Origin of the sequence: Chryseobacterium jejuense (genome assembly GCF_017877355.1) — a bacterium.
Lineage (GTDB): Bacteria > Bacteroidota > Bacteroidia > Flavobacteriales > Weeksellaceae > Chryseobacterium > Chryseobacterium jejuense_A.
The window spans coordinates 12,686-25,869 of record NZ_JAGIPR010000001.1 but is presented as its reverse complement, the minus strand read 5'-3'; the positions used below and the strand labels follow the sequence as shown (position 1 = coordinate 25,869).

At 33.9% G+C, this 13,184-nt stretch carries 17 protein-coding genes; 9 read left to right on the top strand and 8 right to left on the bottom strand.

Going from position 1 to position 13,184, the window contains the following annotated elements; translation table 11 throughout:
• Positions 1–50 precede the first annotated feature (50 nt).
• On the top strand, positions 51–593 hold the full coding sequence (locus J2772_RS00140; protein ID WP_209912305.1) for a DUF3575 domain-containing protein: 543 nt from the start codon (positions 51–53) through the stop codon (positions 591–593).
• Between the two features lie 373 nt (positions 594–966).
• Here J2772_RS00140 and J2772_RS00135 read toward each other — a convergent pair whose 3' ends face one another.
• The 6 genes from J2772_RS00135 to J2772_RS00110 form a co-directional block, all read right to left on the bottom strand.
• Positions 967–2,043 carry a serine hydrolase domain-containing protein gene (locus tag J2772_RS00135; RefSeq protein ID WP_209912304.1) on the bottom strand — a complete coding sequence of 359 codons (1,077 nt, stop codon included), beginning with the start codon at positions 2,041–2,043 and terminating at the stop codon, positions 967–969.
• Between the two features lie 155 nt (positions 2,044–2,198).
• Positions 2,199–2,672 (bottom strand): hypothetical protein, encoded by a 474-nt coding sequence (locus J2772_RS00130; RefSeq protein ID WP_209912303.1) that lies wholly within the window; start codon positions 2,670–2,672, stop codon positions 2,199–2,201.
• 64 nt (positions 2,673–2,736) lie between these two features.
• A complete protein-coding gene (locus J2772_RS00125; RefSeq protein ID WP_209912302.1) occupies positions 2,737–3,228 on the bottom strand; it encodes a GNAT family N-acetyltransferase in 492 nt (163 codons plus the stop codon).
• A gap of 217 nt (positions 3,229–3,445) precedes the next feature.
• Positions 3,446–3,940, bottom strand: coding sequence for a CinA family protein (locus tag J2772_RS00120; RefSeq protein ID WP_209912301.1), 495 nt, complete (start codon positions 3,938–3,940; stop codon positions 3,446–3,448).
• A gap of 56 nt (positions 3,941–3,996) precedes the next feature.
• Positions 3,997–4,266, bottom strand: coding sequence for a heme oxygenase (locus J2772_RS00115; RefSeq protein WP_245365009.1), 270 nt, complete (start codon positions 4,264–4,266; stop codon positions 3,997–3,999).
• Positions 4,267–4,781: 515 nt separating this feature from the next.
• Positions 4,782–5,342 carry a helix-turn-helix domain-containing protein gene (locus J2772_RS00110; RefSeq protein WP_209912299.1) on the bottom strand — a complete coding sequence of 187 codons (561 nt, stop codon included), beginning with the start codon at positions 5,340–5,342 and terminating at the stop codon, positions 4,782–4,784.
• A gap of 165 nt (positions 5,343–5,507) precedes the next feature.
• Between J2772_RS00110 and J2772_RS24270 the strand changes: the two genes are divergently transcribed.
• Genes J2772_RS24270 through J2772_RS00100 form a run of 3 tightly spaced genes read left to right on the top strand, consistent with a single transcriptional unit; the run spans position 5,508 to position 8,983 of the window.
• Entirely contained in the window at positions 5,508–5,639 is a 132-nt protein-coding gene (locus tag J2772_RS24270) for a hypothetical protein (RefSeq protein WP_262899055.1), read from the top strand.
• A complete protein-coding gene (locus J2772_RS00105; RefSeq protein ID WP_209912298.1) occupies positions 5,640–6,668 on the top strand; it encodes a pesticidal protein Cry7Aa in 1,029 nt (342 codons plus the stop codon).
• A gap of 47 nt (positions 6,669–6,715) precedes the next feature.
• Positions 6,716–8,983 carry a glycosyltransferase gene (locus J2772_RS00100; protein WP_209912297.1) on the top strand — a complete coding sequence of 756 codons (2,268 nt, stop codon included), beginning with the start codon at positions 6,716–6,718 and terminating at the stop codon, positions 8,981–8,983.
• 44 nt (positions 8,984–9,027) lie between these two features.
• Here the strand turns inward: J2772_RS00100 and J2772_RS00095 are convergent, their stop codons facing one another.
• On the bottom strand, positions 9,028–10,125 hold the full coding sequence (locus J2772_RS00095; protein ID WP_209912296.1) for a calcium:proton antiporter: 1,098 nt from the start codon (positions 10,123–10,125) through the stop codon (positions 9,028–9,030).
• A 451-nt stretch (positions 10,126–10,576) separates the two neighbouring features.
• Here J2772_RS00095 and J2772_RS00090 point away from each other — a divergent pair, with 451 nt between their 5' ends.
• The 5 genes from J2772_RS00090 to J2772_RS00070 all read left to right on the top strand — a co-directional run bounded on the left by J2772_RS00090 (position 10,577) and on the right by J2772_RS00070 (position 12,605).
• A complete protein-coding gene (locus J2772_RS00090) occupies positions 10,577–10,795 on the top strand; it encodes a hypothetical protein (protein WP_209912295.1) in 219 nt (72 codons plus the stop codon).
• 140 nt (positions 10,796–10,935) lie between these two features.
• Positions 10,936–11,274 carry a cupin domain-containing protein gene (locus J2772_RS00085; RefSeq protein ID WP_209912294.1) on the top strand — a complete coding sequence of 113 codons (339 nt, stop codon included), beginning with the start codon at positions 10,936–10,938 and terminating at the stop codon, positions 11,272–11,274.
• On the top strand, positions 11,267–11,497 hold the full coding sequence (locus tag J2772_RS00080) for a hypothetical protein (RefSeq protein ID WP_209912293.1): 231 nt from the start codon (positions 11,267–11,269) through the stop codon (positions 11,495–11,497). Before J2772_RS00085 ends, J2772_RS00080 begins: the two co-directional genes overlap by 8 nt.
• A 7-nt stretch (positions 11,498–11,504) precedes the next feature.
• Entirely contained in the window at positions 11,505–12,305 is an 801-nt protein-coding gene (locus J2772_RS00075; protein ID WP_209912292.1) for a hypothetical protein, read from the top strand.
• Between the two features lie 36 nt (positions 12,306–12,341).
• Positions 12,342–12,605: a heme oxygenase gene (locus J2772_RS00070; protein ID WP_209912291.1), complete on the top strand. Its 264-nt coding sequence runs from the start codon at positions 12,342–12,344 to the stop codon at positions 12,603–12,605.
• Here J2772_RS00070 and J2772_RS00065 read toward each other — a convergent pair.
• Positions 12,590–13,057, bottom strand: coding sequence for a MaoC family dehydratase (locus tag J2772_RS00065; RefSeq protein ID WP_209912290.1), 468 nt, complete (start codon positions 13,055–13,057; stop codon positions 12,590–12,592). The two genes, J2772_RS00070 and J2772_RS00065, sit on opposite strands and share 16 nt — an antisense overlap.
• Between the last annotated feature and the right edge of the window lie 127 nt (positions 13,058–13,184).

The window sequence follows — 13,184 nt, the reverse complement described above, 5'->3', positions numbered from 1 at the left end:
TAATTTGAATTATTTGAGTTTTGCATCTAAAATAATTTAAATTAATTTTTATGGAAAAAACCTTTTTATTACTCATCTTTTTGTTTGCTTTTTATTCTGTAGATGCTCAAAGCAACGAAACCAATGGAGATCCGTATGAGAAAAAAAATGAAATTAAACTGAATTTACTTGCGCCATTATCCGGTTCTGTAGAAGTAGGTTTTGAACGACATCTCAACAAACGTTCATCACTGGGGATCTCTACATTTATTGTTTATGATCAGACAAAAAATGAGGATATGAATTACAACATCTCCCCCTATTACAGATATTATTTTGGAAAAAAATATGCTTCCGGTTTTTTTGTCGAAGGATTTGGAATGTTCACTTCCATTGATGGAAAAAAAATATACGCACCAGACAACGTGACATTCACTGAAAATAAAGATGTTTATGATGCTGCACTGGGTGCTGGTCTTGGCTGGAAGTTGGTCACAAAAAAAGGACTTGTTTTTGAAGCCAACGTTGGCTATGGAAAGCTTTTGTTCAATGCAGACAAAACAGATCATGACGTTGTGGCAAAATTTGGATTGAGTATTGGCTACCGATTTTAATATCAAATATATTGAAAAACTAAAGCCTAGTAAGGATTTTTGTCTTCTACAAAGAAGCAAAAGTATAGGATCAATACCATAAAATAGAAACTTAAGGACAAAAAAAGAGTTCTGTAATCCTCTTTTAATATGACTCAAGCAAACCAAATTATCTATAACCGCGTTTGAAAATCATCCTGTTTTGATCACTTTAAGAGACAACCAGCAAATAGTTGTCTCTTTTTACAATCATAAAATCATGAATGATAATTTTTATGAATTGGGGTATTTCTAAACTCTAAACACCTACTGAGAGTTCTTTTCGCTAGTACATCCCAGCCACTCTATTTGACTTTCTGAATACTTCTTAGATGATGTAGTGCATCAGGTACTTTTAATCTACCTTGATTCTTTTTACCCAACTCTGGTAAATAGGATACCAGACGCGGTCTCCATTAGAACTATTACAGAGTATAACAATACCGCTCTTTGTAGGCAGATGCATAAACACCCCAGCACTCCAGCCTTCATTTTCACCGGTATGCCCAATGGTTTCAAACCCTTCATAATTCATAAACCGATAGCCTAGACCACTTTTTCCCTGATCAGAAAATGGTAAAACAGGTTTCTCCATTAATTGCAGGTTTGTTGATTTCAAAACTTTATTCAACTGTTTTGAATCAGAGGTTATTGATAGCTCAGCAAAATGGGCCAAATCCAAAATTGTAGTTTGCAATCCGGCTGCAGCCTGTTCTGTAAATATCCTGTTCTTTATTGGTTTCCCTGAAGCATCATAAGCCGTTGCAGAGCTTGTCATCATTTCTTCTGTCCATTCATAATGGGTATGATTCAACCCTAGAGGCTCAAAAACATTCTTTTTCATGTAGTCTGAAAATTTTTCTTTCGTTCGCTCTTCGAGCAGTAATTGTGCAAGGGTGTAACCACCACCTGAATATTCCCATTTTGTTCCTGGCTCACTGATAAGACGCACACTTTCTCCATTTCTTTTTGTCTTTCCTGAAAGTGACTCTTCTAAACTTAGCAATGGAGTTCCCTGTTCCGAACCTCCATATCCGTGTACCGAAAGCCCCGCTGTATGACTGAGAATACGTCTCAAAGTAACTTTTGATATATCATATTGGGATACTGGCAGCTTCCAGCGCACCAAGAACGGATCAACCGATTCATCCAATGTTACAAGCCCTTTTTCACTCAATTGTATCAATCCCCATGCAGATACCATTTTCGATACAGATCCCACATTAAAAATAGTTTCCGTAGTAATTGGTTTTTTACTTTCCATATCAGCCAATCCAATACATTGTGTCCAGAGAACTTTTCCATTTTGAATAACTGCTATAGCTACCCCCGGAACATGATTATTTTGGGTGGCTTCTAAAGCTACACGATGGATTTCCGTATAAAGCAAATCAGATTTATCAGCAGCCTTTCCAGTATCGGTCTCTGCCACCTTTTTTGTGGCTGAGCAGGAAAAAAGAAATGTGGCAAAGGAAAAAACAATGAACCATTGTATACTATTTTTGATCATTTTTTATATATTTATAATGCCTGCAGCTTCAAAAAACCACAAACAGTAATGAATGTAAAGCAAGTTTTTGTCATTTTCTAAACTATATTCCAGGCAATCTGGTTACGAACTTCCCAGTATCTCTTTGTGTATAATTCCGGATTAATTCTAGTTTCCATTAGTGATAACATTCTTTTGAACTGAGGCTCAAGATAGAAACTTCTGTTCAATTTCAGCTTTCCACCGGAATAATAAATGGTAACTGTTGGTGTTCTATATTTTCCAAGTCTTACCATATCAACCTTTGTAATATCACTCCAGGAAATAAAATAGCTCTTAAAATCACCCACAAAACGGAGTTCACTATTCGAAATAATAAGTTTTTGACGAGTGTATACAAACATGGAAACAGCAATAAAGAAAATCAGAGGAGCTAAAAAAAGCAGCCATCCCCCATTTTTTATCATGAGAACGTTAACTCCTAGTGCAAATACTAAAAGACTTACTATCCGATAGGTTATTTTCTGCCATTGTGGTGCTGCAAACACTTCTTCAGTAATTAGTTCTCCCATACTGTAAATATTTGTCTCCTTCAAAGGTTTTCTATAAAATACAAGCCAAATAGTTAAAATAAAACTACCTTAGTTCATATTCGATTTCGTCGTTATCTATCTCATTAACTCTCATAAAATTAAGCCGTTCGAGAAGTTTAATAGCAGGACCATTTTGTTGACTTGTTGCAGCCCAGATTCGCTCTAATTTCATTTGATTTAGTCCAAAATCAATAGCCAGTAACATTCCCTCTGTCATATATCCCTGTCCATAATATTTTGATAATAAAACACAGCCTAGTTCACCTTCTCCTTTATCTAATCCACGGTAGTAGCCACAAGTTCCAACAATTTTATGGGTCATGTTATCTACAATTCCCCAATGAATAGAATTTCCATCTTTATAATCCTGATTGATTTTTGCCTGCATTTCAGCTGCCTGCTGAACGGTTTTCGCCTGAATAGCATCATAAAATGAAATCTCAACAAGATCCTCCAGATCCGTATCCAGAATCTGTCTTAATGATACTCTGCTGCCCTTTACATTTGGAAAATTGTTGTGTTGAAATAGGTTCATGGTTTGATAAGTTATAGTTTTCTGAAAATAAGCATTATCATAATATAATCTTTTCAGTCAACTATATCTGATCTCTGATTTGATAAAGTTAATGATATAATTAGATATACAGCTAAATTGTAAGGGTGATTTTTACAGGCGGATTTGAAAGATACTTTGTAAGGTATGGATATCGGCTTAAAAGCCAATATTTCTAACTGATAATAAGCAATATATATTAAATTAATATCTGATTAAGTGCACTTTTATAACACCCTAAAATAAATTCGGTATAATATAATTGTGCATCTAAAGCCAGGGTCTTTTCATTGAGCTCTATCCGTTTGGAAAGCACGGTCTCTCCTTTGTAACTGAATGAGCAGAATGAATATACTTTAAAGCCTGAATTTCTTACAGATGCAGCATATCCCGTAGAAGCAATTCCCCAATCTGTTCCAAATGATTCAGCGACCTTTACAGCCATTGTATCTGCCATTTTTTGAGTCTCAAAACCGTTTTCCTGAGCTTCAATTCGATTGATATCTAAAAATTTAACTTTTTCAGGCAATGTAAAAGTTGTTATTCCTCCTTTGTAAAACAGCTTTGCATTAGGCATCTGGGAAAAAGCCAGCTGTATTAATCCCGAGGTTACACTTTCTGCTATAGAAACCGTTTCATTCATTGTAATGAGTGAAGTACTGATATAATCAAGTAAACTTTGCTGAAATTTCATTGCATCTACTATTTAATGTTGATCTAAAAAACTTTTTACGCTGCTGAAATTAATGTTCAGATAACGTCATAATCATTCATTGTTGTTGCAAAATAATGCTCAATCATTTCCTTGGCATTTTTGCACATTAATAAAAGGTCTTCTCTGCTCATATCTTCAAAAATAAAATCATCATGAACCTCAATAATGAACTCGGTCACTTTCTCGGTGTTCATCAGGTCATAGGCCATTAAATCATTTAAATTATCTAGTCTACATTCTTCCTTAAAAAAAGGAAGCTTCCGGGAAATGGAATTCTTAAACTGAAAAAGATGTATTGTTTTCATGATTTCCGATATTGGGTTAATTGTAAGAACAGCCTGTCTGGTGAGTAAAAAACGTTGTTTAAACATACGTCTTTTTGTGGGTTCAGGTGATAGTATTTATTCTACACCAACCTATCACATCACATAAACATGGATAAAAAGGACAGAAACCATAAGTTCCTATCCTTAATTAATTAAAACCTTCTAAAAACAGATCTACTATTTTATCGGGATTTTAATATGCTCATTATCAAAGTTGAGAATCCTTAAGCCTATTAATTTTTTATCATGGTGTATATTGGATTTTTCCAGTCTTTCTTTACTACTACAATATTTTAAAATACCGGATACCAGTAATTTGTATAATGAATACTTTCAACGGCTCACTATATTTCCCTGTCTAAAAATTGTACTACCTTATGGCAGCATAAACTTTAATGGATTTGATAAATTCCTGATTATTATACTACAAAGATGGCTGTTTCAATATATACTAAACTATATATATCCGGAATAATCTTACATATATCACACATTTACAAGTCTTCCAGATTTCCAAGACGTCTTTGTTTCAACTGCTTATAAAATGAAGGAGAAAGCCCTGTGATCTTTTTAAACTGGTTAGAGAGATGGGCCACACTGCTGTAATTGAGTTTATAAGATATTTCTGTAAGATTGAGTTCATCATACAACAGCAATTCTTTTACTTTTTCTACTTTATTAATAATGATAAAATGCTGAAGTGTCATTCCTTTCACTTCTGAAAAGGTATTTGCCAGATAGGTATAATCATATCCTAATTTTTCACTTACATAATCTGAGAAATTTTCTTTTGGAAGTTCATCTGAATAATGAATCATTTCTATGACTACATTTTTTATTTTTTCTATCAGGATACTTTTTTTATCATCTAATACTTCAAGTCCTGTTTTAAGTAAGTTTTCTTTTAGAATCTGTCTTAGTTCGACGCTGATATTATCCAATAATTCTACAGTTCCCAAATCTACAATAGCATTTTTAATGCCCAGCCTTTCCAGTTCCTGATGGACAACCATTTTGCAGCGCAAGCTTACCATGTATTTTATATACAACTTCATCTCCCTTACTGTTTATATCTGCCAATTATTTCATTAACAGTTATTTACCCAAAGTTAGTCTATTAAATCGGAAATATCTATGATTTATGCAACAAATTGAAAGACAATTGCAAAGCTTTCCTTTTATAATGATTGAAATTTACAGTTAACAAAAAATATTTCACAATGTCAAAAGAAAAAGACGGAAAAAAGAAATCAGATAAAACTCCACCCGCGAAATCCGCAAAAGAGAAACGGGAGGATAAAATGAATAAACGAAGAGACAGGGAAAACGAAGCCCAAAATACCGGCAACTAAATGGTATCCCTGAAAAAAAACGGAATTATACTCAGAAAAACGGCATTAGACTTTGAGAGTGAGGGTGTTTTAAATCCTGCAGTCATCAAGGATAACGGAAAAATACATTTATTTTACAGAGCTCTTGCAAAGAATAATTTCTCCAGTATCGGATACTGTATATTATCAGATTATAAGACTATAGAAACCCGGTTGAGCGATCCGGTTATCATCCCCGAGTTTGAATACGAAAAACATGGTGTTGAAGATCCAAGAATCGTAAAAATAGATCATTTATTTTATCTTACCTATACAAGTTATGACGGGATTAATGCATTGGGAACCCTTGCAGTATCTAAGGACCTTACATCATGGCAAAAACGGGGCATTATTGTTCCCAAAATTCCATACAAAGAATTTATACTTTTATCAGAATCCCAAGGTGAAATAGGAGAAAAATACATCCGTTTCAACAAACTCTCTCCTTCTCATAAAAAGGATAAAGATGTCTTCCTTTGGGATAAAAATGTAATATTTTTCCCAAGAAGAATTAATGGTAAGCTTTATTTTCTTCATCGCATAAAACCCGATATCCAAATTGCAAGTATAGAAAATATTGAAGATCTGAATCCTGATTTCTGGAAAGATTATTTCCTTCACTTTAAAGAGCATATTGTATTATCTCCCCAATATGAGCATGAAGTAAGCTATATTGGCGGAGGATGTCCCCCTATAGAAACCGAACATGGATGGCTTTTGATATACCATGCCGTACATGATACCATTGAAGGGTATGTTTACAGCGCATGTGCTGCTTTACTGGATCTTAATAATCCCGAAAAAGAAATTTCAAGACTTCCTTATCCTCTTTTCAAACCCGAAGAAGAATGGGAACAGAAGGGAGAAGTGAACAATGTCTGCTTCCCTACAGGAGCTATCGTAGAAGAAGATACACTCCATATTTATTACGGAGCTGCAGATAAAAGAATAGCTGTTGCTTCTTTAAGCATCCCGGAGTTATTGAAGGAATTACTACAGTACGCATCATAATTTGACTATTCTATAAAGAATGTCAGACTTTAAAAACAGATATCAACATGAATAAAAATATAAACTCAGACGTGGAGGAAAAGACAAAAAGGCAATCTGTCCAAAATAAAAAAAACACAATTAATTATAAGCCTGAAATTATCTTTATAAGTACTTTTCCTCCTAAGGTGTGCGGTATTGCAACATATTGTCAGGATTTGATAAAATCTCTTCAGCTAAAGTTCAAAGAATCATTTACCATCATCATCTGCCCAATGGAAACTGAAGATGAAAGCTATCGATACGAAGAAAATCCTCAATATCGACTCAATACATCCGATGCTATTTCTTATTTGGAACTGGCTGATAAAATCAACAAAAATGACAATATTCAACTTGTTATGCTTCAGCATGAGTTTGGATTTTTCACTGAAGCTAAAAACGGACTAATGCTTTTTCTTCAAAATCTAGAGAAAGATATCATTATTACTTTTCACACCGTTCTGCCGAAACCGGATCGGGAATTAAAAGAAAGGGTAAAAGAAATCAGCAGTTTCGTAAAATCTATTATTGTGATGACCGGTATTTCTGCGGATATCCTGGCCAATGATTATGATATTCCATCTCATAAAATTAAAGTGATACCCCACGGCACTCATTTACTGCCATTTATCGATAAAATTTCACTGAAAGCGAAATATGGATTTAAAGATAAAAAAGTTCTTTCAACATTTGGTTTGCTGGGTTCGGGGAAAAATATTGAAACCACATTAGAAGCTCTGCCTGAAATTATTTCCCAAAACCCGGATGTGATGTTTCTGATTATTGGAAAAACGCATCCCGGTATCACTAAGTATGAAGGGGAAAAATACCGTGATTTTTTGCAGAATACTGTTAAGAGACTCCATTTGGAAAAACACACTTACTTTATCAATCAATACCTGCCTTTGAATGAGTTGTTAGATTATCTTCAGCTTACCAATATTTATCTTTTCACTTCAAAAGACAGAAACCAGGCAGTAAGTGGAACCTTTTCCTATGCCATCAGTTGTGGCTGTCCTATTATTTCCACTCCTATTCCCCATGCTCTGGAAGTATTAAATGAAGATCTGGGAATTATTATTGATTTTGAAGCTCCGAAACAGCTTGCTGCTGCCGTGAATACATTATTAAAAAATGAAACTGCACAAGAAAAATTGCGATCGAATAGTTTGGAAAAAATGGCTCCCACAGCCTGGGAGAATTCTTCAATTGCACACGCCTTATTATTTCAACAATACAGCAAAGATAAAATGACATTACATTATACATTTCCCATCATCAATCTCAGCCATATCAAAAATATGACAACAGATTTTGGGATGATCCAGTTCTCTAAAATCAACAAACCTGATATCAATTCCGGGTATACTTTGGACGATAATGCCCGTGCAATGATTGTAGCCTGCAGACATTATGAACTAAGCAAAGATGAATCTGACCTTGATTTAATCTCAACTTATCTGAAGCTTATTAAGTTCTGCCAACAACCAGATGGAAGTTTTCTCAACTATATAAACCAACACAAGGAATTTGCCCAGCAGAATTATGAGACCAATCTCGAAGATTCCAATGGAAGGGCTATCTGGGCACTGGGATATCTTCTTTCAATAAAAACAATCTTACCTCAACAGTTTTCTGATGAAGCGGAGTCCATTATTGAAAAAAGTCTTTCATCTATTGAGAACATTCATTCTACCCGAGCAATGGCTTTTATCATAAAGGGATTGCATTATCAAAACTATGAAAACAATATTCCATTATTGAAAAAGTTCGCCAATCGGCTGGTGAAAATGTATCAGCATGAAAAACATAAAGACTGGCATTGGTTTGAAAGCTATCTGACCTATGGAAACAGTGTACTCCCTGAAGCTTTATTGTGTGCATGGATTACGACCAAAGACGAAATGTATAAGCAGGTTGCCAATGAATCATTCAAGTTTTTGCTTTCTAAAATATTTAGTAAAGGAGGCATCAAAGTAATATCCAACAAAGGATGGCTGCAGAAAGAAACGGTTAAAATTTCTGAATCAATTGGCGGTGAACAACCTATTGATGTTGCTTACACCATACTGGCCTTATCTACATTCTACAAGGTTTTTAAGGATGAAAAATATTTGCAGATGATGATGAATGCTTTTAGTTGGTTTTTAGGAAAAAATCATTTACATCAGATCATTTATAACCCTGCAACAGGTGGATGTTATGACGGACTTGAAGAGAAAAATGTTAATCTCAATCAGGGAGCCGAATCAACAGTAAGCTACCTCATGGCAAGGCTCTGTTTTCCAAAATAACAACCCTTACTTACTGTTATATTTATATATTAATACACAGCAGTTTATGGAACTATCGTAATAAAAAGGTAAATTAAAAAAATAGCAATCAATACAATTCCCTGCATGATATTGGTTCTGCCCGTTGCCAGTGAGACGGTAATAATAAAAAGCGACAGTCCTAAAAGTATTGTTGATTTGATATCTATCCCTAATGACATTCTTATGCCGGTTATTACAGATATAATGGCAATCGCAGGAATACTTAGCCCTATACTTGCTAAAGCAGAACCAAAAGCCAGATTTAATGAGGTTTGAATTTCATCACTTTTGGCAGCTCTGAATGCAGCCAGCCCTTCCGGAAGGAGAACGATACCGGCAATAATGATACCTACAAGAGACCTTGGAGCACCAACCGAAACAACGATATGTTCAACATCCTTTGAAAGAAGCTTTGCCAGTAAAACAACTATTCCCAGGGACAAGATTAATAATATACAACTGATATACAATTGTTTTCGGGAAATCATTTCATGACTATTTTGTACAGGCTCATTTTTAGATAGTTTGTTTTGTGGAGAAATGAAAAAGCTTCGGTGTCTAAACGTTTGGATCGTAGTAAATCCGAGATAAAGTCCTAAAGAAATCAAGGCGATAAAAAGCAATTGGAAGGACGTATATTCACCTCCGAGATGACTTACCGTATAATTGGGCAGAATAAGCACAAAAATAATAACAGAGGTAAGCGTAATCAGTGCGGTACTTACCCCTTGTAGTGTAAAGCTTTGTTCTCTATATCTTAAAGAGCCTATTATAATGCAGCTTCCAATGATTCCGGTAAGGATTATCATCACTGCTGCAAAAACCGTATCTCTGGCAAGGGTAATGGTTTCTAAACCTTTTGCTCCCATCATGATAGAAATAATAAGTCCTACTTCTATGACCGTAATGGCAAATGCCAAAAGTAAAGTTCCGAATGGCTCTCCCAAACGATGGGCAATGACTTCGGAATGATACACTGCAGCCAAAACACTTCCTATCAAAAATAAAGTAAGAATCACAGAGTAATACCCTGAAGAAAAAACAGAATTTCCAATATAAGAGAGCCACGCCAGGATAGGAACCAAAAACGTCCACATCCATAAATATTTTTTTATATTCATAAAAACAGTAATAATTTACAATTGAATTGTCCTTTGGAGGAAATCAAGAGTTTTATATTTTCCTTTTCAAAACAGCTTTATTAATGATTTGAAGCAGACTAGAGGTAATAATATACCGGAAATATTAAATAATGAAAAGAAGAGAATATGTAGGAACTGATAGTCCGGATCACCAGTTCAATGTAGTTATTCAGCAAGGTACGAATAATCAATCACTTATTTGGAGTTATATAGTAGTATTTTAAGTTTGTAATTTTTTCCAAAGTCCCAATAACTTCCACCCCTTCATCAGAGTCATCAAACTGAACAACCGTATTTCAGATGCTCAAAACAGGCTGGTATTTTGTAAACGTGTGATATGTGCAACATAAAAGAAACAATCTGTAATACAATAGATCATTAAACACCCAACTTTGTATTGTAGCAATGAAGTTACACTAAAATCCACCTTATGGACACAAACCACAATAAAGGCGATAAATCTTTCAAAATTCCCGAAGACTGGAATGAACAGTCTAAACAACTGAAAGAAAAATTCTCAACATTAACAGATTATGATCTGAAATTTGAAGAAGGTAAAGAAAAGGAAATGCTTGAAAGAATCGGAAACAGATTAAGAAAAAACCGTGAAGAGGTTCTCAATATCATCAAAGAAATTAATCTTTCATAAATTGTTTTCAAGGACAGTTAAAGCCTATGATAAAGACATATTTATCAAAAGTTTTCACTGGAAAAAGGGATGGGATATTAGACAGTTCTGTCCCTTTTATTTACAATACCTGTCTAGTCTTTTATACTTAAAAAGCTGTGATGAATCATAAAGAACTAGAGAAATCAAAAGTATATATTACCAGCCAGATTGTAGAATACATTCCGAATTCTGTAGTCAGCAAGACAATTCTGGAAAAACTAACCGGCAATATCAGTGCTTTATCATTTGATGACAAAGAAGGGTTACCCGAAAAAATTTCTCCTTTTGATGCTGTTGCACAGATCATTGAGGGTAAAGCAGAAATCATTATAGACGGAGCTTCTTATTTTATGGAAGAAGGTGAATGCATTATCATTCCCGCCCATAAATCTCATTCTGTAAAAGGAAATAAACGCTTTAAGATGATAGTAACAATAATAAAAAGTGGCTATGAATAATGTAGATACCATATCAATTCTAACAAAAAAGATATTTAAAAAAACGGTTGAAATTCAAAAAGAATTTCCTGAACTGTATGAACTTTTAGATGAAACTCCGTTATTTTTTTCTTTCGCAGAAAAAAATATCACGATCAAAGATTTAAGACAATATCTTATTTCTCTTAAAATACAGCAAAAATCCTTTGAAAAAGGGACTATCAAAAAAAATGATTTACAATAAAACTCTGATGAAAAAGCTAACTAAGCATCCAAAGAGCAAATTGGGACTCAGAAATAAAAAAAATATTTCAAGAAGGACCTATTACTCACAGTTTGTTGCTTTATTCTATATTAGAAATACCAATATCACCCTAGAAAGGGATGCAACGGAAATTCTTAGAATGTTAAAAGAATTACAGCAGCTTATTAACAGATCAAGATTGGTATTCAGTACATATTGCAGTTTAAGCCAGCATAATCTGTGGCAGTCTGTTTTAGAAGACCAGAGCGAGAACATAAAATATATTAGAATACAGTTTGAATATATACTGGAAAATATTTTTAAAAAAAATAAAATCAATGCATCTATATTCTGGCAGCAAAACAAAATCTATATGGATGAACTGGAGGTGAGCCATAAAAAACTCATCCAACTGGCCATTCAGGTTTTACCAAAAGAAGAAAGATTATCATGGAAAGTAACTATTTGCAATTTTTATGATGAAATTTTTTCTTTACTCATTCCACTTACCAGTATATCCAGACTTGAATTGGACTTTATAGAAAAATACTCACCTAAAGTCTTTAACCAAACCGCTATGGATATTATTAAAGATATTCCGAAAAATTACACATTACAGGAAGCAAAGGAATATGAACATGAATACTTAAAAGTATTAACCAACTATAGTCATGAATTCTACAGAAAAAATAATTTTTGGAACAGCTTATTATATATCCTTTCAGGAGGCATGTACCCATTGCCATCAAAACGTACCTTGTCTAAAAGATGGATCAGTAGGAAAATGAAAGATAAGCTTCCAAAATAAACCAAACTCAATTTTCATTTATTAAATATTTTTGCAGTGAAAACAATACATCTTTTTCGGTTTAACGATACTATTTTCCATAAAATTCCTTTTTTTAAAGAGGAACATAGACTGGAAACTGATGTAACAGAACTCGATATAATGAATATTGAAATCGTAACCGAATATATTGTGGAAACCCATGATGATTTTAGTTTCGAGAACACCTCCAAGAATGACCTTTTATTAATGTGCAAAGAAGCACAAAAAACAATCGAACATTATTTTGTGATAAGATTAGATCATTATGATTCTATATGAAAATGATAAAGAAAAATAACATCTCCTACATAAGCCGGTTTAGCTTGGTCTTTTATTAGAAGTTTCGCTTCCATCACTACCTTTACCGTTCCTCTGAGATCTGTCACAGATTTTATTGTAGCTTGTAGTCTCACCTCACTATCCACAGGAACCGCCTGTCCAAATTTAAGATTCTCAATTCCGTAATTAATTTCCATTTTTACATTTCTCACCTCTGCAATTTGTTTCCAGAGATAAGGAATAAGTGATAATGTTAAATAACCATGAGCTATAGTGGACTTAAAGGGGCCTTCCTTTTCTGCTTTTTCTTTATCCGTGTGAATCCACTGATAATCTAAGGTTGCTTCTGCAAACCTGTTAATCTGAGTCTGATCTATCGTATGCCAGGCAGAAATCCCAATCATTTTGCCTTCAAGAGCTTTATATTCAATAAAATTGTTGATAATAATCATATGATGTTCTTCTTTCTTATAAACGTATATGTTGGTGTTTAATTATCCTGTTACTGAATAACTCAATACTAAACTCATGAGATTTCTTCTTTCCAAAATCTTTAAAAACCTCTTACAAACCAGTAAG